Source organism: Mycolicibacterium psychrotolerans, from assembly GCF_010729305.1.
Lineage (GTDB): Bacteria > Actinomycetota > Actinomycetes > Mycobacteriales > Mycobacteriaceae > Mycobacterium > Mycobacterium psychrotolerans.
Genome location: NZ_AP022574.1, coordinates 3,014,478 through 3,038,904, shown reverse-complemented (window position 1 = coordinate 3,038,904; position 24,427 = coordinate 3,014,478). Strand labels below are relative to the sequence as shown.

At 69.9% G+C, this 24,427-nt stretch carries 25 protein-coding genes and 1 tRNA gene; 10 read left to right on the top strand and 16 right to left on the bottom strand.

From position 1 onward, the window contains the following. Position 1 precedes the first annotated feature (1 nt). From G6N45_RS14785 to G6N45_RS14770, 4 genes are read right to left on the bottom strand one after another with little or no spacing between them, the layout of a single operon-like run. Complete coding sequence (locus tag G6N45_RS14785; RefSeq protein ID WP_163722981.1) at positions 2 to 1,375, bottom strand: metallopeptidase TldD-related protein; 1,374 nt, start codon at positions 1,373 to 1,375, stop codon at positions 2 to 4. Beyond that, positions 1,372 to 2,889 (bottom strand): TldD/PmbA family protein, encoded by a 1,518-nt coding sequence (locus G6N45_RS14780; RefSeq protein ID WP_163722980.1) that lies wholly within the window; start codon positions 2,887 to 2,889, stop codon positions 1,372 to 1,374. The genes G6N45_RS14785 and G6N45_RS14780 overlap by 4 nt, the downstream gene beginning before the upstream one ends. 18 nt (positions 2,890 to 2,907) lie before the next feature. Further along, on the bottom strand, positions 2,908 to 3,744 hold the full coding sequence (locus G6N45_RS14775; protein WP_163722979.1) for a CbiQ family ECF transporter T component: 837 nt from the start codon (positions 3,742 to 3,744) through the stop codon (positions 2,908 to 2,910). Next, positions 3,741 to 5,798, bottom strand: a complete 2,058-nt coding sequence (locus G6N45_RS14770; RefSeq protein ID WP_163722978.1) for an ABC transporter ATP-binding protein — start codon at positions 5,796 to 5,798, stop codon at positions 3,741 to 3,743. Before G6N45_RS14770 ends, G6N45_RS14775 begins: the two co-directional genes overlap by 4 nt. A gap of 106 nt (positions 5,799 to 5,904) precedes the next feature. Between G6N45_RS14770 and G6N45_RS14765 the strand changes: the two genes are divergently transcribed. Together G6N45_RS14765 and G6N45_RS14760 are read left to right on the top strand one after the other, a co-directional pair. After that, positions 5,905 to 6,345, top strand: coding sequence for a MarR family winged helix-turn-helix transcriptional regulator (locus tag G6N45_RS14765; RefSeq protein WP_163728450.1), 441 nt, complete (start codon positions 5,905 to 5,907; stop codon positions 6,343 to 6,345). Positions 6,346 to 6,389: 44 nt separating this feature from the next. Further along, on the top strand, positions 6,390 to 7,601 hold the full coding sequence (locus G6N45_RS14760; protein ID WP_163728448.1) for an MFS transporter: 1,212 nt from the start codon (positions 6,390 to 6,392) through the stop codon (positions 7,599 to 7,601). A gap of 4 nt (positions 7,602 to 7,605) precedes the next feature. Here the strand turns inward: G6N45_RS14760 and G6N45_RS14755 are convergent, their stop codons facing one another. Beyond that, the gene (locus tag G6N45_RS14755; RefSeq protein WP_163722977.1) at positions 7,606 to 8,316 is read right to left on the bottom strand and encodes a VIT1/CCC1 transporter family protein; all 711 of its coding nucleotides are present in this window, start codon (positions 8,314 to 8,316) and stop codon (positions 7,606 to 7,608) included. Positions 8,317 to 8,418: 102 nt separating this feature from the next. On the opposite strand from G6N45_RS14755, the gene G6N45_RS14750 reads away from it, so the two are divergent. Further along, positions 8,419 to 10,380 carry an acyl-CoA dehydrogenase family protein gene (locus G6N45_RS14750; RefSeq protein ID WP_057148953.1) on the top strand — a complete coding sequence of 654 codons (1,962 nt, stop codon included), beginning with the start codon at positions 8,419 to 8,421 and terminating at the stop codon, positions 10,378 to 10,380. Positions 10,381 to 10,383: 3 nt separating this feature from the next. Here G6N45_RS14750 and G6N45_RS14745 read toward each other — a convergent pair whose 3' ends face one another. Both G6N45_RS14745 and G6N45_RS14740 read right to left on the bottom strand, forming a co-directional pair. Beyond that, entirely contained in the window at positions 10,384 to 10,854 is a 471-nt protein-coding gene (locus tag G6N45_RS14745) for an LppP/LprE family lipoprotein (protein WP_163722976.1), read from the bottom strand. Between the two features lie 30 nt (positions 10,855 to 10,884). After that, positions 10,885 to 11,214 carry a hypothetical protein gene (locus G6N45_RS14740; protein ID WP_163722975.1) on the bottom strand — a complete coding sequence of 110 codons (330 nt, stop codon included), beginning with the start codon at positions 11,212 to 11,214 and terminating at the stop codon, positions 10,885 to 10,887. Between the two features lie 161 nt (positions 11,215 to 11,375). Here G6N45_RS14740 and mbp1 point away from each other — a divergent pair, with 161 nt between their 5' ends. Beyond that, positions 11,376 to 11,618 carry a microaggregate-binding protein 1 gene (gene mbp1, locus G6N45_RS14735; RefSeq protein WP_057148950.1) on the top strand — a complete coding sequence of 81 codons (243 nt, stop codon included), beginning with the start codon at positions 11,376 to 11,378 and terminating at the stop codon, positions 11,616 to 11,618. Between the two features lie 62 nt (positions 11,619 to 11,680). On the opposite strand, the gene G6N45_RS14730 is transcribed toward mbp1, so the two are convergent. After that, positions 11,681 to 11,753, bottom strand: a tRNA-Asn gene (locus tag G6N45_RS14730). 176 nt (positions 11,754 to 11,929) lie between these two features. Here G6N45_RS14730 and G6N45_RS14725 point away from each other — a divergent pair. Then, positions 11,930 to 12,199, top strand: coding sequence for a hypothetical protein (locus G6N45_RS14725; RefSeq protein ID WP_057148949.1), 270 nt, complete (start codon positions 11,930 to 11,932; stop codon positions 12,197 to 12,199). Here G6N45_RS14725 and G6N45_RS14720 read toward each other — a convergent pair. The 3 genes from G6N45_RS14720 to G6N45_RS14710 form a co-directional block, all read right to left on the bottom strand. Beyond that, the gene (locus tag G6N45_RS14720; protein WP_163722974.1) at positions 12,196 to 12,489 is read right to left on the bottom strand and encodes a DUF7155 family protein; all 294 of its coding nucleotides are present in this window, start codon (positions 12,487 to 12,489) and stop codon (positions 12,196 to 12,198) included. The two genes, G6N45_RS14725 and G6N45_RS14720, sit on opposite strands and share 4 nt — an antisense overlap. A 61-nt stretch (positions 12,490 to 12,550) precedes the next feature. Then, positions 12,551 to 14,491: a DNA primase gene (dnaG, locus tag G6N45_RS14715; protein ID WP_179965371.1), complete on the bottom strand. Its 1,941-nt coding sequence runs from the start codon at positions 14,489 to 14,491 to the stop codon at positions 12,551 to 12,553. Between the two features lie 7 nt (positions 14,492 to 14,498). After that, positions 14,499 to 15,785, bottom strand: coding sequence for a deoxyguanosinetriphosphate triphosphohydrolase (locus tag G6N45_RS14710; RefSeq protein ID WP_163722972.1), 1,287 nt, complete (start codon positions 15,783 to 15,785; stop codon positions 14,499 to 14,501). A gap of 79 nt (positions 15,786 to 15,864) precedes the next feature. On the opposite strand from G6N45_RS14710, the gene G6N45_RS14705 reads away from it, so the two are divergent. Next, on the top strand, positions 15,865 to 17,841 hold the full coding sequence (locus G6N45_RS14705) for a TPM domain-containing protein (RefSeq protein ID WP_163722971.1): 1,977 nt from the start codon (positions 15,865 to 15,867) through the stop codon (positions 17,839 to 17,841). A gap of 1 nt (position 17,842) precedes the next feature. On the opposite strand, the gene G6N45_RS14700 is transcribed toward G6N45_RS14705, so the two are convergent. After that, the gene (locus G6N45_RS14700) at positions 17,843 to 19,237 is read right to left on the bottom strand and encodes a glycine--tRNA ligase (RefSeq protein ID WP_163722970.1); all 1,395 of its coding nucleotides are present in this window, start codon (positions 19,235 to 19,237) and stop codon (positions 17,843 to 17,845) included. An 87-nt stretch (positions 19,238 to 19,324) separates the two neighbouring features. Here G6N45_RS14700 and G6N45_RS14695 point away from each other — a divergent pair, with 87 nt between their 5' ends. After that, positions 19,325 to 19,690: an ArsR/SmtB family transcription factor gene (locus G6N45_RS14695; RefSeq protein ID WP_163722969.1), complete on the top strand. Its 366-nt coding sequence runs from the start codon at positions 19,325 to 19,327 to the stop codon at positions 19,688 to 19,690. Then, positions 19,687 to 20,085 (top strand): Fur family transcriptional regulator, encoded by a 399-nt coding sequence (locus G6N45_RS14690; protein ID WP_057148945.1) that lies wholly within the window; start codon positions 19,687 to 19,689, stop codon positions 20,083 to 20,085. Before G6N45_RS14695 ends, G6N45_RS14690 begins: the two co-directional genes overlap by 4 nt. On the opposite strand, the gene G6N45_RS14685 is transcribed toward G6N45_RS14690, so the two are convergent. The 4 genes from G6N45_RS14685 to recO are packed head-to-tail and all read right to left on the bottom strand — an operon-like array spanning position 20,082 to position 22,353. After that, positions 20,082 to 20,303, bottom strand: a complete 222-nt coding sequence (locus G6N45_RS14685) for a hypothetical protein (RefSeq protein ID WP_179965181.1) — start codon at positions 20,301 to 20,303, stop codon at positions 20,082 to 20,084. The genes G6N45_RS14690 and G6N45_RS14685 overlap by 4 nt on opposite strands. Further along, the gene (locus G6N45_RS14680; RefSeq protein ID WP_163722967.1) at positions 20,278 to 20,688 is read right to left on the bottom strand and encodes a hypothetical protein; all 411 of its coding nucleotides are present in this window, start codon (positions 20,686 to 20,688) and stop codon (positions 20,278 to 20,280) included. Before G6N45_RS14680 ends, G6N45_RS14685 begins: the two co-directional genes overlap by 26 nt. Beyond that, positions 20,688 to 21,584: a decaprenyl diphosphate synthase gene (locus G6N45_RS14675; protein ID WP_163722966.1), complete on the bottom strand. Its 897-nt coding sequence runs from the start codon at positions 21,582 to 21,584 to the stop codon at positions 20,688 to 20,690. The genes G6N45_RS14680 and G6N45_RS14675 overlap by 1 nt, the downstream gene beginning before the upstream one ends. Further along, positions 21,517 to 22,353, bottom strand: coding sequence for a DNA repair protein RecO (gene recO, locus G6N45_RS14670; protein ID WP_057148941.1), 837 nt, complete (start codon positions 22,351 to 22,353; stop codon positions 21,517 to 21,519). Before recO ends, G6N45_RS14675 begins: the two co-directional genes overlap by 68 nt. Before the next feature lie 63 nt (positions 22,354 to 22,416). Between recO and G6N45_RS14665 the strand changes: the two genes are divergently transcribed. Next, complete coding sequence (locus G6N45_RS14665; protein ID WP_163722965.1) at positions 22,417 to 23,919, top strand: amidase; 1,503 nt, start codon at positions 22,417 to 22,419, stop codon at positions 23,917 to 23,919. A gap of 10 nt (positions 23,920 to 23,929) precedes the next feature. After that, positions 23,930 to 24,415 (top strand): CAP domain-containing protein, encoded by a 486-nt coding sequence (locus tag G6N45_RS14660; RefSeq protein ID WP_163722964.1) that lies wholly within the window; start codon positions 23,930 to 23,932, stop codon positions 24,413 to 24,415. Positions 24,416 to 24,427 lie beyond the last annotated feature (12 nt).

Below are 24,427 nucleotides of genomic sequence, written 5' to 3'. Positions count from 1 at the left end.
ATTATTGCGCCTGACTGACCGAAGACATGTGGAAGTCGGGAATCCGCAGGGAAGGCATCTGTGCGCGGGTGGCCCAATCGCCCCACTCGCGCGGCAGTGTCGCCTCGCTGAGCCCCGCCTCGGTGGCCCGGCGCAGCAGGTCCAGCGGGCTCTCGTTGAACCGGAAGTTGTTCACCGCAGCGGTCACCTCCCCGTCCTCCACCAGATACACCCCGTCGCGGGTCAGGCCGGTCAGCAGCAGCACCGACGGATCCACCTCCCGGATGTACCACAGCGTGGTGAGCAGCAGTCCCCGCTCGGTGGACGCGATCATGTCCGGCAGCGCGGTCGACCCTCCGGTCATCAGCAGATTGTCCGCACCCATGGCGACCGGGGCGCCGAACTCCGCGGCCGCCGCCCGCGGATAGGCCAGGGCGTTGATCACGCCGTCCCGGATCCAGTCGACCCGCTCGATGTCCATTCCGTTGTCGAACACCGAGGCTCGTTCCGAGGACGTCGACACCGCCACGTACGGCGCGCACTTCTGCCCCGATGCGTGCGGGTCGGAGTACAGCGTGAGGGGCAGATCCGTCAGCCGCTCCCCCACCCGGGTGCCGCCGCCGGGCGCCGCGAGCGCGGTGCGGCCCTCCTGTGCGCCACGCCCACCCATCGTCCACGTCACGTAGATCATCAGGTCGGCCACCGTGGACGGCGGCAGGATCGTCTCGTAGCGGCCCGCGGGCAACTCGACGGTGCGCCGCGCCCACGACAGCCGGGTGTTCAACTCCTCGAGCAGGGCATCGGTGGACACCCCGGCGAAGTCGGGGGTGCTCACCCCCGCCCACGCGCTGGCGCCATCTCGCTTGGCGTTGATCTCGACCGAACCGGTCGGCTGGGTGAAGCGCCGCCGCAGCCCACCCGACGTGGCGACGAACGTGGTCTCCAGGATGTGGCGGGCATACCCGAACAACGTGTCGCGACCTCGGAAGCCACGCGCGAGATCTGTTGCGAAGCTGGAGAACACGTCGGCACCGGTCCCGGGAACGGGCGCGTCCCAGTCCGAGGGCGGCTCGCCGCCGGGCAGTGGTGGCGCGTTGTCGCGGGCCGGGGGCGCCGCGGCTGCGGCCCGCTGCGACGCGGCGACCAGGTCGACGAGCACCGCCGGATCGACGGCGCTGGAGCGCACGGAACCGACGTGCGCGTCGTCGCCACTGCGGACGATGGAGATGACGGTGGTGGTCCGGCTGGTCGATTCGCCGTTGGTGGTCATCGTGTTGTTCGCCCACCGCAGTGCCGCGTCGACGCGATCGGTGACCAGGACGATCGTCTCGTCGGCCCGGCCCAGCCGCGCCGCTTCGGCCAGCGCGACGTCGACGACCTGTGCCGCGCCGATCATCGTCCGCCCTCTTCACGGGTGTTGAGCACGGTGATGCCGCGGAACAGCGCCGACGGGCAGCCATGACTGACCGCGGCGACCTGCCCGGGTTGGGCCTTGCCGCAGTTGAACGCGCCACCGAGACGCCACGTCGATTGTCCGCCAACGGCTTCCATCGAACCCCAGAACTCCGTGGTGGTCGCCTGGTAGGCGACGTCGCGCACCTGCCCGTCGAGCCTGCCGTCCCGGATCCGGAAGAACCGCTGACCGGTGAACTGGAAGTTGTACCGCTGCATGTCGATCGACCAGCTCTTGTCGCCGACGATGTAGATCCCGTCGTCCACCCGCGCGATCAGATCCTCGGTGCTGACGTCCTCGGGTGAGGGCTGCAGCGACACGTTGGCCATCCGCTGGATCGGGACATGGTGGGCCGAATCAGCGTAGGAGCAGCCGTTGGAGCGGGCCACCCCCAGCCGGGGCGCGAACACCCGGTCGAGCTGATAACCGACGAACAGCCCGTCGCGCACCAGATCCCAGCTCTGCGCGCGCACGCCCTCGTCGTCGAACCCCACGGTCGCCAGCCCGTGCTCGACGGTGCGGTCGGCGGTCACGTTCATCGCCGCCGAACCGTAGGCCATCCGGCCCAGCTTGTCGGGCGTGGCGAACGACGTGCCGGCGTAGGCCGCCTCGTAGCCGATGGCGCGGTCGTATTCGGTGGCGTGCCCGATGGATTCGTGGATCGTCAGCCACAGGTTCGACGGGTCGATCACCAGATCGACTGCGCCGGCGACGACGCTGGGCGCCTTGACCTTCTCCGCCAGAAGGGCGGGCAGCTCGCCCAGCTCACCGGTCCAGTCCCAGACCTGGTCACCGGCAACGGCTTCCCAGCCGCGCGCGGTCGGCGGGGCCAGCGTGCGCATGGTCTCGAACGTGCCCGCCGCCGCGTCCACCGTGACCGCGTCCAGATTCGGCAGCACCCGCACACGCTGCTGGGTGATCGACGAACCGAAGGTGTCGGCGTAGAACGTCTGCTCCTTGGCCGCATGCAGCCACGCCGACACGTGGTCGACCCCGTCGGACGCCAGCAGCCGGCCCGAGTAGTCCTCGAGCACGGCGATCTTCTCCCCGACGGGCACCGCGAACGGATCGATGCGGTAGTCCGACACCCACGTCATGTCGCGGTACACCGGTTCCGGCGCCAGTTCGATGCGTTCGGCGTTGAGTGCCGCCAACGTGGTGGCCACCCGCACCGCGCGCCGCGCCGTCTCGACGGCCGCATCGAGGCTCAACTCTGCGTGCGACGCGAAACCCCACGTGCCGTCGACGATCAACCGCACCGCGAGGCCGATCTCGTAGTCGACGACGGCGTTCTCCAGGGCGCCGTCGCGCAACTGCACGGTCTCGGTGGTGATCGCGTGGATCCGCAGATCGGCGTAGCTCGCACCGGCGTGAAGCGCCGTGCTCAACGCCGCGTCAGCGAGGGCCTGGCGGGGCAGAGCGAGGAAGTCCGCGTCGACTGTTCGGGGCGCCGTCACGCCCTTCACCGTAATGGCTCAGCTGCGCGCGGCGCTGGTGGGCAACACCGTCAGCTCGACGGCCAGCGCCACCGCGCACACGACGATGACGACCGCGAACGCCACCCAGTCACGTCGTGCGGGCCGCGACGGCGCGGCCGAGATCTGGCCGGCCCCACCGCGCGCGGTGATCGCGTCGCCCATCTCGTCGGCCCGCCGCAACGCCACGGTGATCGCGGCGGCGAGCAGGTCGATCAGCTCGGCGGCCCAGCGACGTCCCCGCGCCCGCCGGTGCACGTCGACGTCCTGCGGTCGCAACCGGCGCGCCGCGTAGAGCACGCTGAACTCGTCGATCAGCATCGGAAACGCCCTCAGCGCCAACGACACTGCCACCGCCCAGTCGTCGACGGGGATCCGCAGCGGGCGCAACGGGCGGCCCAGAGCGGCCACCGCGGGAGCGATCTCGGCGACGTTGGTGGTCCACGACACCATTGCACCGAGGCCGAGTAGCACGATCGACAGCGCGGTGATGCGCAGGAAGTTCAGCAGCCCGCCGAGACCGATCTCCACCGAGCCGAGCGCGATCACCGGGCTGCCGCCGGCGAAGGTGGCGGTCAGCGCACCCAATGCGAGCAGGAACCACAGCCAGCGCGGGATCGTGGGCAGCACCCCGCGCGGGATGTGGGCCATCCTGGCGGCCACCGCGACCAGGATCGCCACCGCCGCGATCGGCACCCAGCCGGGATAGAACGTCAGCAACACCCCGATGCCGGCGACGATGAGCAGTTTCGCGCCCGCCCAGAGGTCGTGGATCACCGTGCGTCCCGGCACCGGCCGCAGCAACACCACCTGCCTGCGCTGTTTGCGGGCGCTCATGACAGCCCTCCCGCGGTGGTGGGAGCGGTCGCCAGCTCGCCGTCCTGCAGGTGCAGTGTGCGCGGGCAGAGGTCCTCCAGCCCAGCGAAGTCGTGCGAGATCACCACGACGGTCAACCCCCGGCGCCGGCGCAGATCCTCGAGCAGCCGCAACAATCCGCGTGCCGAGGCCGCATCCAGCCCCGCCAGCGGCTCGTCGAGAATCAGCGCCCTCGGCTTGCGGGCCAGCAGGCCTGCCAGCACGACGCGCCGCATCTGACCGCCGCTGAGCTGGTCGATGCGGCGGGAGGCCAGCGTCGGGTCGAGGCCGACGGTGTTCAGGGCTTCGGTGACTCTGGCCTGGTCGTACATCGAGAACCCGGCCGACGAGGCGATCTCCAGCGCGACGTGGCTGCGCATCAGCTGCAGCCGGGCCGCCTGGAACGAGATCGCCACGCCCCCAACCTGTTCGGACACCGGTGCGCCGTCGAGCAGGCACTCACCGACGGTTGGCACGGTGAGCCCGGCCATGATCCACGCCAGCGTCGACTTGCCCGACCCGTTGAGGCCGTGGATCAGCACGCCGTCGCCCTCGTGCACGGCGAAGTCGATTCCGCTCAGCGCCGTCTTCGCCCACGGCGTGCCGTAGCCGTACACGTGACCGACTCCGCGCAGTTCCAGCACCGGCGGCCCGGCGGGGCGGTCGGGGTCGGCCGAGGCCACCGGCGCCTCGGCGGTCTCGACCATCTCCGGGCCGGCGACGTTGTCGGCGCTGGCGCCGTTCCCGCTCAGCGTGACCGTGCGGTCTGCCGCCTCGGCCTCGTCGTTGTAGTGCGTGATGTGCACCAGCGCGGTGCGGTGACGGCGGGTGAGACCCGACAGCACCGACATCAGTCCCTCGCGGCCGTCCTGGTCCACCATGCTGGTGACCTCGTCGGCGATCAGCAGGGCGGGTTCGCGTGCCAACGCTCCGGCCACGGCGAGGCGCTGCAGTTCACCGCCCGACAGCCCACCGGTGTCGCGCTCGCCGAATCCGTCGAGTCCGACCTCGCCGAGCAGCCGGTCGACGTCGATCGACGTCCCGGGCGGCAGGCCCCACACCACGTCGTCGGCGACGCGCGTGCCCAGCACCTGGCTCTCGGGATGCTGCATCACCACCGCGGTGCCGCCGGTACGGCCCAACCCGACCGCACCCGGACGCTGCACCGTCCCCGCGGTCGGTTCGCGGCCGGAGAGCACCAGCATCAGCGTGGTCTTACCGGAGCCGTTGGCCCCGGTGACGGCGACGTGTTCACCGGGCTGCACCGACATCGACACCGGGCCCAGCGCGTCTTTGGGCGAGGACGGATACCGGAACCGGACGTCGTGCAGTTGCAGCGGAACCGGGTCGATCGGGCCATCGCCGATCGGGGTCTCCAGCTTGTGTACGTCGGGAACGCCGAGAAGGCGCGTCATCACCCGCGACAGCGCCCACCAGCCGACGAGGCTGACCCACAGGATGGTGCCCACGCCGATGGCGAACAACAGCACCGGCCAGTACTGCAGCGCGGTCGCGAAGTCGTCTTTGAGCCGCTCGGCCGCCCCTTCCAGCTGGGGTACGCGGGCCATGATGGCGGCCACCCCGTCCACGTTGGCGGTCATCGACTCGAAGATGAGGTGCCGCAACCGGCTCAGCACGGTCAGTGCGGCGACGGCGAACACCCCGAACAGCGCGCCGGCCACCAGCGAGGAGGCGACGACCGTCGGCGTGCCGCGTCCCCGGCGCTTCACGATGCCGGTCAGCCCGCCGATGTAGGCGCAGTTGACGACGGTCATGAAGCCGCCCATGCCGGCGATGAGGAAGGCGACCAGACCACCCGCCACCGTGGCGGTGATCAGCACCCGCAGCCGGTACCGGTAGGCCAGCAGACCCATCGGGACGGTCCCCAGCAGCGACAGTCCGGCCGCGAAGGGCACGACGACGGCGATGATCGCGATGGCCGCGCACAGCGCCGCCATCACCGAGGCCTGGGCCAGTTCGACCGGTTGCAGGGAACCCGACCGTCGCGAGGTGCGCTGCGGGCCTGCCGTGGTCATTTCACGATTCTGCCAGCCCGTGCGCGCGCACCCGCCGGCCGGCATGTGACCGCTGCCACGGCACGCGCGCTGGAATACATAGGAATTCTATGGAAACATGGCCGTCATGTCCTCGACGCTCGGCGCAGATCTGCTCTCGGTGGTGGCGCGGCTCAACCGGCTGGCCAATCAGCGGGTACGGATGCCGATCCCGTTCGCCCAGGCCCGGCTGCTCTCCACGATCGAGGACAGGGGCGAGGCGCGCATCTCCGACCTCGCCGCACTGGACCACTGCTCGCAGCCCACCATGACCACGCAGGTGCGTCGCCTGGAGGACGCCGGCATGGTGACCCGGACCGCGGACCCCCAGGATGCGCGGGCCGTTCTGATCAAGATCACCGCGGAGGGGAAGAAGGCGCTGCGGCAGGCCCGTGCCGATCGCGGCGCCGCCGTCGACCCCTACCTGGAGCGCCTCAGCGAGGCCGACCGCGCGTCCCTCACCGAGGCGGTCGACGTGATGCGTCGCCTGATCACCGACGCCACCTCCCCCCGCACCACCGCACGATAGATACCTCTGAAAGGAGTGGTTCGCCGGTGTCTGTTCACACACAGATGTGGCGCCAACCCAAGGCCGTCTGGGCCGTCGCGTTCGCTTCCGTCGTCGCCTTCATGGGGATCGGTCTCGTCGACCCGATCCTGAAGCCCATCGCCGACAACCTGAACGCCTCGCCGTCGCAGGTCTCCCTGCTGTTCACCAGCTACATGGCGGTGATGGGCGTGGCGATGCTCATCACCGGGGTGGTGTCCAGTCGCATCGGGCCCAAACGCACGCTGCTGATCGGCCTGGTGATCATCATCGCCGGCGCCGGACTTGCCGGGATGTCGGACACCGTGATGGGCATCGTCGGTTGGCGGGCGCTGTGGGGCCTGGGCAACGCGCTGTTCATCGCGACGGCACTGGCGACGATCGTGAACTCCGCGCGCGGGTCGGTCGCCCAGGCGATCATCCTCTACGAGGCCGCCCTGGGCCTCGGCATCGCCGTCGGCCCCCTCGTCGGCGGATTGCTCGGCGAAATCTCCTGGCGCGGGCCGTTTTTCGGAGTGTCAGCGCTGATGGCCGTCGCCCTGCTGGTGACCACGTTCCTGCTGCCCTCGACTCCGCCCGCCGCACGGGCCACCACGCTCGCCGACCCGTTCCGGGCGCTGGCGCACCGCGGACTGCTCGGTGTCGCGACGACAGCACTGCTGTACAACTTCGGCTTCTTCACGCTGCTGGCGTTCACCCCGTTCCCCCTCGACATGGGTGCCCAGGAGATCGGCCTCATCTTCTTCGGCTGGGGTCTGGCGCTCGCCTTCACGTCCGTGTTCGTCGCGCCGCGGCTGCAGCACCGCTTCGGAACCGTGCGCACGCTGGTGGTCAACCTGCTGCTGATGACGGCCACGCTCGCCGCGATGGCGGTGTGGACCGACCACAAGCCGGTGCTGGCCGCCTGTGTGGTGGTGGCGGGTCTGTGGATCGGCATCAACAACACCCTCATCACCGAGACCGTGATGAAGGCGGCCCCGGTGGAACGCGGTGTCGCGTCGGCGGCATACAGCTTCATGCGGTTCGGCGGCGCCGCGGTGGCGCCGTGGCTGGCCGGTGTCCTGGGCGAGCAGGTCAGCATGCACCTGCCGTTCTGGGTCGGCGCCGGCGCGGTGCTGTTGGCCGCGGTGGTCCTCACGCTGACGCGCACGCATCTCAGCCACATCGACGACGAGGAGACCGCGCTCGAGGAACTCACCGACGAGGCGCGCGCCGTCACCGTCGGCAACGAGAGTTGACCGCTCAGGTCGCGGCGGCGCCGATGAGGTGCCCGACGAGGTAGGTGGCGGCGATGGCCACCGCGCCGAACGTCAACTGCCGCAACGACCCCCACGCCGGTGACCGGCGGGTGATGCGCGCCGCCGCGGCGCCGGCCAGTATCAGCCCGAACCCGCCGAAAGCCAGCCCCGCCCAGAGGGATTCGTAGCCCAGCAGGTACGGGATCAGGGGGATCACCGCACCGATCGCGAACATCACGAACGACGATCCGGCGGCCAGCCACGGCGAGGGCTTCTCCTGGGGATCGACGCCGAGCTCCTGGATCAGGTGGAAGTTGATGGCCTTGTGGTCGTCCTGGTGGATCTCCTCGGACGCCTTGGCCGCCGTCTCCGGGGACATCCCCAGCGCGACCAGTTTGGCGACCAACTCGGCCTGTTCGGCCTCGGGCTGACGCTGGAACGACGACCGCTCGACATGCACCTCGGAGTCGATCTGCTCATTGGCCGTCGTCACCGACGTGTATTCGCCCAGCGCCATCGAGAAGGCGCCGGCGAGCAGTCCCGCGACCCCGCTGATCACCACCGTCCTCGGGCCCGCACTTGCCGCCACCCCCGCAATCAGTGCCGTGTTGCTCACCAGGCCGTCCATCGCGCCGAACGTGGCGGCGCGCAGCCACCCTCCCGTCACGTCGGCGTGCCGGTGATCCTCGACGTGGGCAGCCCCTGATTCGGTCATAGCGACGATTCAACGCCGTGTCGGCGCATCGGGACAATCGCCGATGGTGACGGTTTGCGACATCACAGTTTGCGCGAAGGATTTGCGGGCTACCGTCGAGGTATGACCACCACTGCGGAGTATCTGCGGAATTCTCTCGACGGACGCTGGCGCGATGTGAAGAACCGGATGCGGAGGGAACTCAGCAACGAGATCTTCCGGCCGCACTACACCCCGAACACCGTGATCGCCCGCACCAAAGTGGGCGAACAGATGAAGATCATGGCCTCGCGCGGCGCCGCCGAGGACGGGTTCAAGAAGGAGCACGGCGGCAACGGCGACGTCGGCGCGGCCGTCACGCAGATCGAGATGCTCGCGATGAGCGACCTGTCGCTGATGGTCAAGGCCGGCGTGCAGTGGGGCCTGTTCGGCGGCGCGATCGAGAACCTCGGCACCGAGCGCCATCACGAGGCCTACGTCCAGAAACTCATCGACCTCGACGTGCTCGGCTGTTTCGCGATGACCGAGACCGGGCACGGCAGCGACGTCCAGTCCCTGGAGACGACGGCCACCTACGACCCGGCCACCGAAGAGTTCGTCATCGACTCCCCCACCCCGTCCGCCCGCAAGGACTACATCGGCGGTGCGGCCGAAACAGCGCGTGTGGCCGCGGTTTTCGCACAGCTGATCACCCCCGACGGTGAGGGCCACGGCGTGCACTGCTTCGTGGTGCCCATCCGCGACGAGGACGGCAACGACCTGCCCGGCGTCGTCACCTCGGACTGCCACTACAAGGGCGGGCTGCCCGGCGTCGACAACGGCCGCATCCAGTTCGACCACGTCCGCATCCCACGGGACAACCTGCTCAACAAGTACGCCGACGTCGCCGCGGACGGCACCTACACCTCGCCGATCGAGAACCCGAACCGGCGGTTCTTCACGATGCTCGGCACGCTGATCCGCGGGCGGGTCACCGTCGGCGGCAGTGCCGGCGCCGCGGCCCGTGTCGCCCTCGACATCGCGACGCGCTACGCGTTGCAGCGCCGCCAGTTCTCCGACCCCGACGGCGGCGAGGTGCTGCTGATGGACTACCTCATCCACCAGCGTCGCCTCTTCCCGCTGATCGCCCGCTCGTACGCGCTGCAGTTCGCGCAGAACGAACTGGTCGCCAAGTGCCACGAGCTGCAGACCGCCGACGACCCGGATCCCGAGGAGCAGCGGGAGCTGGAGTCGCGGGCGGCCGGGCTCAAGGCCGCCAACACCTGGCACGCCACCCGCGCCATCCAGGAGGCACGCGAAGCCTGCGGCGGCGCAGGCTATCTCGCGGAGAACCGACTCATCGCGCTCAAGGCCGACACCGACGTGTTCACCACCTTCGAGGGCGACAACCACGTGCTGTTCCAGCTGGTGGCCAAGGAGCTGCTGACCGCCTACGCCGACGACATCAAGGGCATGAGCCCGGTGGAGTGGGTGGGGTTCGCGGCCCGGTTCGCCGGCGAGCGGGTGCTGAAACGCACTGCGGCACAGACGATCATGCAGACAATCCTGGACAGCCGTGAGGACAACGAGGAAGAAGGCAGCCTCTTCAACCGCGGCACGCAGGTCAAGATGCTCGAGGACCGCGAGGAGTACATGGTGGCCTCGGTCGCCCGGCGCCTGCAGAGCAAGTCCAAGGAGATGAGCGCGTTCGAGGCGTTCAACTCCGTGCAGGACCACGTGCTGCACGTCGCGCAGGCCCACATCGACCGCATCGTCCTCGAGGCGTTCGTCGCGGGCATCGACGGCTGCCAGGACCGGACCGCCCGCGAGATCCTCGGCATGGTGTGCGATCTGTACGCCCTGTCGGTGATCGAGGAGGACAAGGCGTGGTTCGTCGAGCACCGCTTCCTGTCCACCGAGCGCGCCAAGGCGGTCACGCGGGCCATCAACGATCGCTGCCGCCGTCTGCGGCCGTACGCCGAGCTGCTCGTCGACGGCTTCGGCATCCCCGAGCCCCTGCGCTACGCCGAGATGCTCCATCCCGAGCACATCCCGGACGCCGACGACCACGTCAGCCAGAACGCGACCAGCTCGGGCGTGATCTGATCCTCAGGGGCCGGGGATAGGGTCGAGGATGGTGAGCCTGCCGTCCTCGAGGGTGACCCGGGCCGACCCGATACCGGTCGGGCAGCACGCCGGTTCGGAGCCTTGGCGCCACTGATACTGCACGACGGCGTCGTGGTCACCCTGGGCCGTCACGGTGATGTAGGGACGTGGCTCGGGCGTCGGTGAGCCGACCCCTTTCTCGCCGTCGAAGAACAGCACCTGCTGCGGGCTGTCGGATGCGCTGCCGGCGCTGACGACCACCCAGTTGAGGCGGCAGTCGGCCGCGTGCCCGCGCGCCGCCTCGGTCCACGAAGCCGGCGGAAGCAGGGAAATCTCGTCGCTGACCGCAGCCGCGCCCGGACCGGGTCCGCACGCCTTGGTGCTCGTCGGCGCCGGCGCCGGAGGGCTCCACCCGCATGCGGCGGTCAGCAGCCCCGCCATGATCGGCGCCACGAGGGCACGCGAAATTCGCATGGGCTCAAGAATAGGCAGGCCCGAGTCTGGTCAACCCTCGCCACCGAGCTCGGTCTGGTCGCGTTCGTTCTCCGCGGTGTCCTGGGCCATCACCGACTGGTCGAGCCACTTCTGGACGTCGCCCCCGAGGCGGTCGGCGGCCAGCTCAGCGAAGTCGAGGGCCTGCACGGCCATCGCGGCCAGGATCTTCATGGCCCGGCCGCTGCCGTGGATCTCGACCATCATCGCGTGCAGCGCGTCGTTGTCCTCACTGTGCAGGGCCGAGAGATAGCGCCGGGCATCGGAGAATTCCCGGTCGACGTGGGCCGACTTCCTGCGGAAGTCATCAGGTGAAGGCAGATGGTCGGGCGCGTGGGTCATGGCTCCCTCTTTCGGCGGTGAACCCCATTACAACCCCTGCCCACCACTGCGGGTGGACTTTGGCGTGACACCTCTCACTAACTGCTAGCTGGATGCTTGCAAAAGTTAGCGCGGGGGTAAGCGTACCGGGACAGACGACGTAACGAAAAGGAGCTATGGACATGGCAGACAGCAACAGCGGCCCGCTCGCCGCGGTGAACAGCCTCATCAACGGCGCAGTGGGCATCGTCAAGCAGGTGCTCGGAATCGTTCTCAACCGCGACAGCCTCCAGGAGGAGGGCAAGGCGCAGCAGGACAAGGCCGAGGCCCAGAAGGACGTGGCGAAGAAAGAGGCCGAAGCCGAGAAGGCCCGCGCAGAAGCGAAGACTCAGGAGACTCGAGAGAAGGCTGCTCGCAACAGCTAGCAGCCACATGAACAGGGGCCACACCCACAACGGGGTGTGGCCCCTGCTTCATGAATTCTCGGCTCCCCCGGCTGGACTCGAACCAGCAACCCTTCGGTTAACAGCCGAATGCTCTGCCAATTGAGCTACAGGGGATTGCCCTCCCGCGGACGCTGTGCCGCGGGCCAGAGAGCACTCTAGCCTACGTCCGGCCGCGGTCGCCAATGCGTTCCCGGCAGGGCGCGCAGTCCCGAAGGTGAGGCAGGATGGGAAGGGATGGACGGCGTCGGATTCGGTTGCGTCGTCACGCGAGACAGTTCTGGAGGAGCCCTGTGATCGGGTATGTCGCCGTTGCGGCCGTCGGCTACGTGTTGGGCACCAAGGCAGGCAGGCAACGCTACGAGCAGCTGGCTGGAACGTACCGCGCGGTGACGGGCAGCCCGGCCGCGCGGGCGGTCATCGACGCGAGCCGGCGCAAGATCGCCGAGCGGGTATCGCCGGATCCGGCGATGGTGCAGGTGACGCCGATCGAGGCCGGCACCGAGGTGTTCGAGCCGGGCCAGCCGGAGAAGAAGAGAAGAGCCGCGGGCGAGAGCCGCTAGCCGATGCCCTGGTTGATGGTGGTGCCGGGGAACAGGGGTCCGGTGCTGAACTCCAGGCCGTTCCCGCCGAACCCGATCGAGGGCGTCCCGATCTGCCCTCCGGTCCCGTTCGAGTAGCCCAGGCACTGGCCGTCGTCCTTGTTGCCGAACCAGGCGAGGCAGCGCGGACCGGCCTGCGCGCTGGCATCGGGGCTGCTCAGCGACGCGTACAGCGGGACGGCGACGGCCGCGGCCGCGACGGCCCCGACGATCAGCCGGGCCGCGTGGGCCCGAAGGGTGTGCACCAGCATCGACAACTCGCCTTCTCCCCGACTGGATGACAGCAGACACACCATAACCCGGCAGGCCGGTTCACGCAGTCAGGTCGTCTCCACTTGCCTGTTCGAGCAGACTGCGCCGGTAGGCCTCCATCGCGACCAGATCGCCGAACAGCGCGTGGTACTCGTCGCCCTGCTCGACCGGTGACATCCGTTGCAGTTTGGACTTCACCTCCGCGATCTGCCTGCCGATCCACACTTCCTGCAGCCGGGCCAGCACGCCGCCGATGTAGCGCGGCAATTTGTCCTCGTCGGCGTTGATCGCCTCCGCGCTCAACTCGTTGACCAGGCCGGCCGCCGGCGGACTCGCCACCTGGTCGCGGACTGCCTCGATCCATTGCGCCCCCGTCAGGCCGCCCGACGTGCCGCCCGCAGCTTCGATAGCCGACCGGACGGCGGCGTAGCCGGGGTGGGTGAAACTCTCCGCGGCCAGCGAGTCGAACACCGGACCGGCCAGCGCCGGATACTGCAGCGCGGACTTGAGCGCCTCCCGCTGCGGCCACAGGGTCGGGTCCGCCGGGTTCGGCCGGTCTACGGTGGGCGCGGCCGGACGTGACCGCGAAGCCGGCGCCGGCTCGGCCGCTGCGCGGCGGCGCGTCCGGTCGGGCATGCCGTGCTTGCCTGCCTCCTCGCGCACCCGGGTCAGCACCTGGGCCTCGTCGCGCCACCCGGTCCAGCCCGCCAGCCGGCGGGCGTACTCGTCACGCAGCGCGTAGTCCCGGATCCGGGCGACCAGCGGCACGCACCGGCGCAGCGCGTCCACCTGCGCCTGCGGGTCGTTGTCGAGGACATCGCCGGCCGGGATCAGGCTGCGGATCGCGAACTCGAACATCGGGATGCGTCGCGCCACCAGGTCGCGCAGCGCCCCGTCGCCCGACTTCAGCCGCAGATCGCACGGGTCCATGCCGTCGGCGGCCACCGCGACGAACGACTTCCCGGACACCTGCTGGTCACCGTCGAACGCCTTGAGCGCCGCCGCCTGACCCGCGGCGTCGCCGTCGAACACGAAGATCAACTCGCCGCGATACCAGTTGTCGTCCATCATCAGCCGCCGCAGCAGCCCGAGGTGCCCGTCGCCGAAGGCCGTGCCGCAAGACGCGACCGCGGTGGTCTCCCCCGCCAGGTGCATGGCCATCACGTCGGTGTAGCCCTCGACGACGACGGCGCGGTGCGCCTTGGCGATGTCGCGTTTGGCCAGGTCGAGCCCGAACAGCACCGCCGACTTCCTGTACAGCACCGTCTCGGGGGTGTTGACGTACTTGGCTTCCATCTGGTCGTCGTCGAAGATCCGCCGCGCCCCGAAGCCGATCACCTCGCCGCCGCTGGCCCGGATCGGCCACAGCAGCCGCCGGTGGAAGCGGTCCATCGGCCCGCGGCGACCCTCCCGCGACAGACCGGCGGCCTCCAGCTCCTTGAACTCGAAACCCTTGCGTAGCAAGTGCTTTGTCAGCGAGTCCCAGCCCGACGGGGCGAACCCGCACCCGAACTTCGCCGCCGCGTCGGCGTCGAAGTTGCGATCGATCAGGTACTGGCGGGCCGGCGCGGCCTCCGCGCTCTGCAGGGCCTCGGCGTAGAACTCCTGTGCTGCGGCGTTGGCGGCCAGCAGCCTGCTGCGGCTGCCCCGGTCACGCTGCACGTTCGTGGTCGAGGAGCCGGTGTAGGTGACGGTGTAGCCGACACGGTCGGCGAGCAACTCGACCGCCTCGACGAAGCTGACGTGTTCGATCTTCTGCAGGAACGCATAGACGTCCCCGCCCTCGCCGCAGCCGAAGCAGTGGAAGTGGCCGTGATTGGGGCGGACGTGGAACGACGGAGATTTCTCGTCGTGGAAGGGGCACAGCCCCTTGAGGGAATCCGCGCCGGCGCGGCGCAACTGGACGTAGTCGCCGACGACGTCGTCGATACTGACGCGTTCCCGGATGGCGGCGATGTCGCGATCGGGGATCCTGCCCCGTCCCCGCGCCCCGTCGCCCACCACGCGGTCAGTCTAGAGGCCGCGGCGTCCGTGCCTCGTGCACTCGTTCCAACCGGCCCTCGGTGTAGGAGGCGATCTGGTCGACCACCACGCGCAGCCGGGCACCGTCGTCGTCGGCGGCGACGAATTCGGCGGCGAACTGCGGATCCAGGCTGCCCGGCGCCTGGCCCCACAGCGCCAGCGCGACCTCCTGGACGCGGATGCGCTGATCGGCCTGGATCTGCAGGTGCCGGTGGTCGGACATGATGAATTGCAGCGCAAGCGTCTTGAGCACCGCGACCTCGGCGCGCACCAGCGTCGGCACCTCGAGGTCGGCGTCGAAGCGGCGCAACGGTCCCGGACCCGCCGCGGCCCTGGTCGCGGTGACCGCCGCGTTGGCGAACCGGCCGACCAGCTCGCTGGTGAGCGTCTTGAGTGCCACCGACGCCGCGAGTGTGCCGTCGAACTTCCCGACGGCGGCCACCACGGGGACCTGCGAGAGCCGTTCTGCGGCGGCCATCAGATCCTCCGGCGTCAGCGTCGGGAACGACCCCGCGCCGACGTGCCCCAGCGACGCGGCGGCGTCCGCGTCGGCGAGCACGCGCAGATCGATGCGTCCGGAGATGACGCCGTCCTCGACGTCGTGCACCGAGTACGCGACGTCGTCGGCCCAGTCCATCACCTGGGCCTCCAGGCAGGGGCGCTCGGCGGGCGCGCCGGCGCGCACCCAGGCCGCCGCGGCCATGTCGTCGCCGGGGAATCCGCCGTAGAAGCCGAACTTGCGGCGCTCCCCGACCCGCGGCCACGGATACTTGGTCACGGCGTCCAGGGCCGCCCTGGTAAGGTTCAGACCTGCGCTATGCCCCTGTGCGTCAAGGACTTTGGGCTCCAACCGGGTCAGGATCCGGAAGTTCTGCGCATTGCCCTCGAAACCGCCGAACGTCTTGGCGATCTCGTCCAGAGCGCGTTCACCGTTGTGGCCGTAGGGCGGATGGCCGATGTCGTGGGCCAGGCCGGCCAGGTCGACGAGGTCGGGATCGCAGCCGAGCCCGATGGCCATCCCCCGGCCGATCTGGGCCACCTCCAGCGAATGCGTCAGCCGGGTCCGGGGCGTCTCGCCCTCGCGCGGGCCCACCACCTGGGTCTTGTCGGCGAGCCTGCGCAGGGCCGCGCAGTGCAGCACGCGGGCGCGGTCGCGGGCGAAATCGGAGCGGTGCTCGGTGTCGGTCCCGGGCAGGGCGGCGCTCTTCGCCGGCTCGGCCACCAGCCGCTGGTGGTCGGACGCGTCGTAGCTGTCCTGCTGTCGTGGGTTCACCGAACCACAGTCTGCCAGCACGGCTGCGGGTTCCCGACGCACGCTCGCCCCCCGGGTGCGGCCCACTACATTGACGTACATGCGCATTGCCCGATCACTCGGCCTGCTCGGCGTCCTGTCGATCGTGGCGGCCCTGTTGGCGCCCGCCGCGGCGGCCGAGCCGCCGCTGCGGCTGCCGACGTACCTCACCGACCGCGCGGGAGCGCTCGACGCCGCAGGCACCGGTGAGGTGCAGGGGGCCATCGACCGGCTGTACAACGATCGGCGCATCCGGCTGTGGGTCGTGTACGTCGACGACTTCTCCGGCCAGGACGCCCAGTCGTGGGCGCAGGCCACCCGCCAGCGCAGCGATCTGGGCAGTCAGGACGCGATCCTCGCGGTGGCGACCGTCGACCGCGCCTATGCCTTCCTCGCCCCGACGCAGGCGCTGGGCGGCGTCGACATCGACAAGCTGCGCCGCGACGAGGTCGAACCGCTGTTGCGCGACGGCAATTGGGCGGGCGCCGCTGTCGCCGCCGCGAACGGCCTGGCCGACAAGGGCGGTTCGGGCAGCTGGCTCGGGATGGTCATCGCGCTGGGTGTCATCGCGGTGGCGATCGTGGTGCTGGTGCTGTGGCAGCGCCGCCGTCGGCGTCGCCGCCGCGAAGCCGAGATCGCCGCCGCCCAGCGGGTGGACCCGTCGGATCCGGCCGCGCTGGCCGGGGTGTCCCTCGAGGCGCTCGACGACCTGTCGCGCAGGATCGTGGTCGAGGTCGACAATGCCGTGCGCACCAGCGAGAGCGAATTGGCGCTCGCCGTGGAGGAATTCGGTGAGCAGGACACCGCGGCGTTCACCCGGGCGGTCGGGGGCGCCAGGACCACCCTCGCGCAGGCCCTCAACGTCCGACACATCCTCGACGACGCGGTGCCGGAGACGCCGCTGCAGCGGCGCGACCTGCTGACCCGGGTGGTGGTCGCCGCCGCGAAGGCCGACCAGGAACTCGAGGCCCAGCGCGAGGCGTTCGCCCGGTTGCGAGATCTGGTCATCAACGCCCCCAGCCGATTGGACACGCTGACCCAGCAGGTGGTGGACCTGACCGCGCGGCTGGACCCTGCCGGGCAGACGCTGGCGCGGCTGAAGTCTCAGTTCGCCGAGACGGCACTGGTGTCGGTCGCCGAGAACATCGACGAGGCCCGGCAGCGGCTGACGTTCGCCGAGCAGAACATCGACACCGCCCGCGGCCTGGTGGCGCGCCCGGCCGACCGCCAGGTCGGGCTCGTCGACGCAATCCACGCCGCCGAGGCCGCGCTGGGCCAGGCCCGCACGATGCTCGACGCGGTGGACAGCGCGTCCACCGACATCAACCGGGCGGTGGCGGGGCTACCGGCGGCGATCGCCGACGCGCAGGACGGCATCACGGCCGCAGGCACCCAACTGGCACAGGGCAGCATCGCGGTGGCGACCCAGCTCAGCGCGGCCCGCGACGCCGCCGTGCAGGCGGTCGCCCACGCCCAGAGCGCGGGCAACGCCGATCCGCTCGGCGCGTTCACCCGGCTGACCCAGGCCGACGCCGAACTGGACCGCCTCCTCGCCGACGTCGCGGAGGAGCGGGAGACCACCGCGCGACTGACGCGCACCTACGACCAGGCGCTGTTCACCGCGCAGTCGCGGGTGCGCGCAGTGTCGGACTACATCGGCACCCGCCGCGGTGTCATCGGCCCGGAGGCCCGCACGCGACTGTCCGAGGCGGTGCGCCAGTTGCAGGCCGCGCAGGACAAGCGGGCGTCCAACCTGAACGAGGCGATCGCCCACGCCAACGGCGCCGCGATGCTGGCCGCGCAGGCGCAGTCGCTGGCCAACGACGACGTCGTCGCCGCCCAGCGGCACTACAGCGGACCGTACGGCGGCGGGGGCGGTGGCCAGATGGGCGCCGTCATCGGCGGCATCATCCTCGGCAACGTGCTGTCGGGGGCTATGCGGGGCGGCTTCGGCGGCGGGGGGTTCGGTGGCGGCTTCGGCGGTGGCTTCGGCGGTGGCGGGGGCGGCGGGATGAGCGGCGGCGGCGGCCGCTTCTAGCTCAGCAGCCCTTCAGCCGCGTCGCGAGGTAGTCGCTCGCCGCGTCGATCCCGACACGCTCCTGGGTCATCGCGTCGCGCTCGCGGATCGTCACCGCGTGGTCGTCGAGGGAATCGAAGTCGACGGTCACGCAGTACGGCGTACCGATCTCGTCCTGGCGCCGGTAGCGCCGTCCGATCGCGCCGGCGTCATCGAACTCGACGTTCCAGGAGCGGCGCAGCTCCGCGGCCAGGTCGCGGGCCTTCGGCGACAGGTCCGCGTGCCGGGACAGCGGCAGCACCGCGACCTTGACCGGCGCCAGCCGCGGGTCGAGCCGCAGCACGGTGCGCTTGTCCACGCCGCCCTTGGCGTTGGGCGCCTCGTCCTCGTGGTAGGCGTCGACGAGGAACGCCATCAGCGAGCGGGTCAGACCCGCTGCGGGCTCGATGACATAGGGCACATAGCGGGTGTCGGTGGCCTGGTCGTAGAACGACAGGTCGACGCCGGAATGCTGGGAGTGCGTGGACAGGTCGAAGTTCGTCCGGTTGGCCACACCTTCGAGCTCGCCCCACGGGTTGCCCGCGAAACCGAACTTGTACTCGATGTCGACGGTGCGGTCGGAGTAGTGCGACAACTTCTCCTTGGGATGCTCGTAGAGCCGCAGATTGTCCCGGTCGATGCCGAGGTCGACGTACCACTGCAGCCGCGTGTCGATCCAGTACTGGTGCCACTCGGGGGCCGAATCGGGCTCGACGAAGAACTCCATCTCCATCTGCTCGAACTCGCGAGTGCGGAAGATGAAGTTGCCGGGGGTGATCTCGTTGCGGAAGCTCTTGCCGATCTGGCCGATACCGAAGGGCGGCTTCTTGCGCGCCGTGGTGACCACGTTGGCGAAGTTGACGAAGATGCCCTGCGCGGTCTCGGGCCGCAGGTAGTGCAGTCCCTCCTCGGTCTCGATCGGTCCGAGGTAGGTCTTGAGCATCATGTTGAAGTCGCGCGGCTCGGTCCACTGGCCCTTGGTGCCGCAGTCCGGGCAGACGATCTCGCTCATCGGCACCGAATCCGGATCGTCGAGACTCTTCTTGGCGGCGTAGGCCTCCTGCATGTGGTCCTGCCTGTGGCGCTTGTGGCAGTTCAGGCACTCCACCAGCGGGTCGTTGAACACCTCGACGTGTCCGGAGGCCACCCAGACCTCGCGCGGCAGGATGATGGCGCTGTCCAGGCCGACGACGTCGTCGCGGCTGGTGACCACCGACCGCCACCACTGCCGCTTGATGTTCTCCTTGAGCTCGACGCCGAGTGGCCCGTAGTCCCAGGCCGACCTGGTGCCGCCGTAGATCTCACCGGACTGGAACACCAGCCCGCGCCGCTTGGCCAGGTTTGCAACGGTGTCGATGATCGAGGAAGTTCGGGCCACGGCTCCACAGCGTAGCGAGGCCGATGCGCCGCCCCGCGCCTCACATGCCGATTGACATGCACAGGCACGCATGTATCGTGAGCACTAATGAAAATCGTTTCCAGTATCGAGGAGCAGCGGCACGCTAATGCCGGCGCCCCAGCGCCGGCGTTGCCGTCGCGTGCGGTTCTCGACACCGCGGGCGATCTGCTACGCGCGCTGGCCGCACCGGTGCGCATCGCGATCGTGCTGCAGCTACACCAGGAGGCCCGCTGCGTGCACGAGCTGGTCGACGCGCTCGACGTGCCGCAGCCGCTGGTGAGCCAGCATCTGCGGATCCTGAAGGCGGCCGGCGTGGTGGCCGGTGAGCGATCGGGCCGGGAAGTGTTGTACCGCTTGGTCGATGATCATCTGGCCGAGATCGTCGTCGCCGCCGTGACGCACTCGGCCGAGGACGAGGAGCCCGGACCGTGACCGGGGCGATCCGCGCGACCCGGCAACGCGCCGCCCTGACCGCGCTGCTGGAGAACATCGACGACTTCCGCTCCGCGCAGGAACTGCACGACGAACTGCGCAAGCGGGGCGAAGGCGTCGGCCTGACCACGGTCTACCGCACGCTGCAGCAGATGGCCGCCGCCGGCGCCGTCGACACGCTGCGCACCGACACCGGCGAGTCGGTGTACCGGCTCTGCTCGGAGCAGCATCACCATCACCTGGTGTGCAGGCAGTGTGGGTCGACGGTCGAGATCTCCGGCGGTGAGGTCGAAACGTGGGCTGCCGAGATCGCCCGCAACCACGGCTTCTCCGACGTCAGTCACACCATCGAGATCTTCGGGATCTGCGGGCGCTGCGGCACGGCGCGCGGCTAGCGCCTGCGGCGCCAGCCGGCGACGGCGAGGACGACACCGACAAGCGCGATGATCGGGCCGAGCACCGACCACGTGGTGGTGTTGCTCATCGGGCTGCCGCCCACCGCCCCGACGCCCTGCAACGTGAACAGCAGGCCGAACAGCGCGACCACGACCCCGACGACGATCAGACCTGTGCGCACCTCTGTGACACTAGGCCACCAGCGCGCGGCGCACATCGGCCCCGGTCGCCAGCACCATGAGCACCAGCGTGCGCAGCGCGTCGTCGGTCAGACCCGCGGCCGGGAAGTTGTAGCGCAGCAGCACGTCCCCGGTCTTCCTCGGCCCGCCCGAGCCTTTGGCGCCGATCTTCTCGACCATCGACACCGTGCCCAGCAGCGTGTCCTGGGCGTGCTTGGCGACCTCGGCCCGCATCGCCGCGTTCAGCGGCAGATCCCAGGCCAGCACCTGCGTCAGCGACACCAGCTCGAGACCCTCGGCGATCGTCACGACCCGCAGCGAGGCGAAGGTCTGCTCGTGCTGGACGGTCAGCGCTCCGTCGTCCTCGCGCTGCACCGGCAGGATCTCGGCCAGCACCGTGGGCAGGCGCTCGGCGAGCTCCATCACGCCCTGCCGAAGCGACGGTTGCGGTGGACGTACTCCTCGCACGCCGCCCACAGGTCACGGCGGTCGTAGTCGGGCCACAGCTTGTCCTGGAAGACGTATTCGGCGTAGGCGGCCTGCCACAGCAGGAAGTTGCTCGCCCGCTGCTCCCCCGACGTGCGGATGAACAGGTCGACGTCGGGGATGTCGGCGCGGTGCAGGTGCTTGGCGAAGGTCGCCTCGCTGATCCGGGCGGGATTGACCTTGCCGTCGACCGCCTCCTGGGCCAGTTGGCGTGCCGCCTCGACGATCTCGGTGCGGCCGCCGTAGTTGACGCAGTAGTTGATCGTGATGACGTCGTTGTCGACGGTCATCTCCTCGGCGATGTCGAATTCCTTGATGACGCTGCGCCACATCCGGGGCCGCGATCCGACCCAGCGCATCCGCACGCCCATGTCGTTGAGGTTCTCCCGGCGCCGGCGCACCACTTCGCGGTTGAAGCCCATCAGGAAGCGGACCTCGTCGGTGCTGCGCTTCCAGTTCTCGGTGGAGAACGCATAGACCGTGAGGTGTTTGATGCCGAGCTCGATCGCTCCGCAGGTGATGTCGATGAGCACCGCTTCGCCCATCTTGTGCCCCTCGGTGCGGCCGAGCCCGCGCTGGGTGGCCCACCGTCCGTTGCCGTCCATCACCACCGCGACGTGCTGGGGGACCTGGTCGGCCGGGATCTGCGGCGCCGAGGCCTTGGAGGTGTGTTGCGGCGGGCGGGCGAACTTGCCGTTGGTCCTTGGCGGCAACTCCGGGAAGATCACCGGCCAGGTGGACTTGTCCGGGAACGTCGGATAGTCGTCAGGCGCCGGGGGCAGCTGAGGGTAGCTGTTCTTGCCCTTCCGCCTCCCGGTCCGTTCCGTTGCCATGCGCCACATCCTGCCTGATGGTCTGCCCGCTCTTCCGGTCCACCCGCTCCACGAGGGGCAGAGTTCGCAACTGCCGTTCCAAATGCCACTGCAGGTGCGCGGCCACCAGTCCGCTGGCCTGGCTGCGGTGCGGCGCGGTGGACGTCTGGGCGTGCTCCCAGTCGCCCTCGTACAGTGCCGCCATCAGATCGATCACCCCCTGGGGCGGAGTCACCGAGCCCGACGGCCGGCAGTGCACGCACACGCTGCCGCCCGCGGCGACATGAAAAGCGCGGTGCGGTCCCGGGGCGGCGCACCGGGCACACTCCGTCAGCGCCGGCGCCCATCCCGCGACCCCCATCGCGCGCAGCAGGTAGGCGTCGAGCACGAGCTCGCGGGGGCGGGCACCGTCGGCCACCGCGCGCAGCGCGGCCACGGTGAGCCGGTGCAGGGCGGGCACGGGTGCGTGTTCCTCCCCGGCGATCCGCTCGGCGGTCTCGAGCATCGCGCAGGCGCAGGTGTAGCGGCCGTAGTCGCTGACGATGTCCGAGGCGAACGCGTCGATCGCAGCCACCTGGGTGACGATGTCGAGATTGCGGCCCGGGTAGAGCTGAACATCGATGTGCGCGAACGGTTCCAGCCGCGCCCCGAACTTACTGCGGGTGCGCCGTACCCCCTTGGCCACCGCGCGCACCAGCCCGTGATCGCGAGTGAGCAGACTCACGATCCGGTCGGCTTCACCGAGCTTGTGCTGACGCAGCACCACCGCCCGGTCCCGGTACAGACGCATCCGGACAGTCTTCCACTGTTGGTCGGTGAAACCGAGTTCGCAGCGCCGATACTCTGGTCGGTGATGGCCGCAACTCCCTCTCCCCGCACCCGCTTCCCCACCCTGGGAAACCAGCTCTTCGCCCTTGCCAGCGGCAGCACGACGTCCGTCGACCTGGTCCGCCGGTCCCTCGACGCGATCGAGGCGAGCCAGCCGACCCTCAACGCGTTCCGCGTGGTGCTCCGCGACTCCGCCCTCGCAGAGGCAGCCGCCGCTGATCGCAAACGCGCTGCCGGACAGACCAATTCGACTCTCCCCCTGCTCGGCATCCCGATCGCGGTCAAGGACGACGTCGACGTCGCCGGCGTGCCGACCCGGTTCGGCGCCGACGGTGAGGTGGCCGAGGCCGCCGCCGACGCCGAGGTGGTGCGGCGCCTGCGCGCCGCCGGCGCGGTGATCGTCGGCAAGACCAACACCTGTGAGCTGGGCCAGTGGCCGTTCACCAGCGGGCCGGCGTTCGGGCACACCCGCAATCCGTGGTCGCGTGAGCACACCCCGGGCGGATCGTCGGGCGGCAGCGCCGCGGCCGTCGCGGCGGGTCTGGTGGCCGCGGCGATCGGGTCCGACGGGGCGGGCAGCGTGCGCATCCCCGCCGCGTGGACGCATCTGGTCGGCATCAAACCGCAGCGCGGACGGATCTCCACGTCGCCACTGGCCGAGGCGTTCAACGGGATCACGGTCAACGGGGTGCTCGCCCGCACGGTGTCCGACGCCGCCCTGGTGCTGGACGCGGCCTCGGGCAACGCCCCGGGTGATCTGCACACGCCACCGCCGGTGCAGGTGTCCGACCACATCTCACGCGCGCCGGGCCCGCTGCGGGTCGCGCTGTCGACGAAGTTTCCGTTCACCGTGTTCCGGGCGACGCTGCACCCGGAGATCCGCGCGGCGCTCGAGGCGGTCGCGCGACAACTCGAACAGCTCGGCCACACGATCGTCACCGCAGACCCCGACTACGACCTGCGGATGTCGTGGAATTTCCTGGCCCGCTCGACGGCCGGGATCCCGCACTGGGTGGACCGGCTGGGCCACCGCGTCGTCTGGGACGAGCGCACAGTGGCCAACGCCCGGATGGGACGGCTGCTCTCCGAGCACGTGCTGCGCAAGGCCCGCGCCCACGAGGCGGCCACCCGGCAGCGGATCGGCTGGATCTTCAACCTCGCCGACGTGGTGCTCGCGCCGACCACCGCGCTGCCCCCGCCACGGGTCGACGCGTTCGACGGGTTGAGCGGGCTGGCCACCGACCGGGCCATGATCCGCGCCTGCCCCGCCACGTGGCCGTGGAATCTGCTCGGCTGGCCGTCGATCAACGTGCCGGCGGGGTTCACCTCCGACGGGTTGCCGATCGGCGTGCAACTGATGGGTCCGGCCAACAGCGAACCGCTGCTGGTGTCGTTGGCCGCCGCCCTCGAAGCCATCAACGGCTGGGCGATCCATCAGCCGGAGAACTGGTGGGACACCCGCGCCGCGGCACCGGCGGCCGAGACGAATATGCCCGCTCCACACTCGGTCGTCGACGAGGTCGCGTAGTCTCCCGGCTGTGACCGCTGTCTCGATCGTGCGCGCGCTACCTGTCGCGGTGCTGGTGGCGGGCGCGATCGTGGGGACACCGGCCGCGCACGCCGACAACAGGCGCCTCAACGAGAGCGTCGTCGTCAATGTGTTCACGATCCAGAAGCAGCACGGCTGCGCCACCGAGATCGAGATCAACCCGCAGCTGCGGCTGGCCGCGCAGTGGCACACCAACGACGTGCTCAACAACCGCGCGCTCGACGGCGACATCGGCTCCGACGGCTCCACAGCGCAGGATCGTGCCAACAAGGCCGGCTTCGTAGGCACGGTCTCGGAGACCGTCGCGATCAATCCGGCGCTGGCGATCAGCGGCATCGAGATCCTGAACCAGTGGTATTACCGGCCCGACTACATGGCGATCATGAGCAACTGCGCCAACACCCAGATCGGCGTCTGGTCGGAGAACCGCCTGGACCGCACCGTGGTGGTCGCGGTGTACGGCCAGCCGACCTAGAAGCCCAGCCGG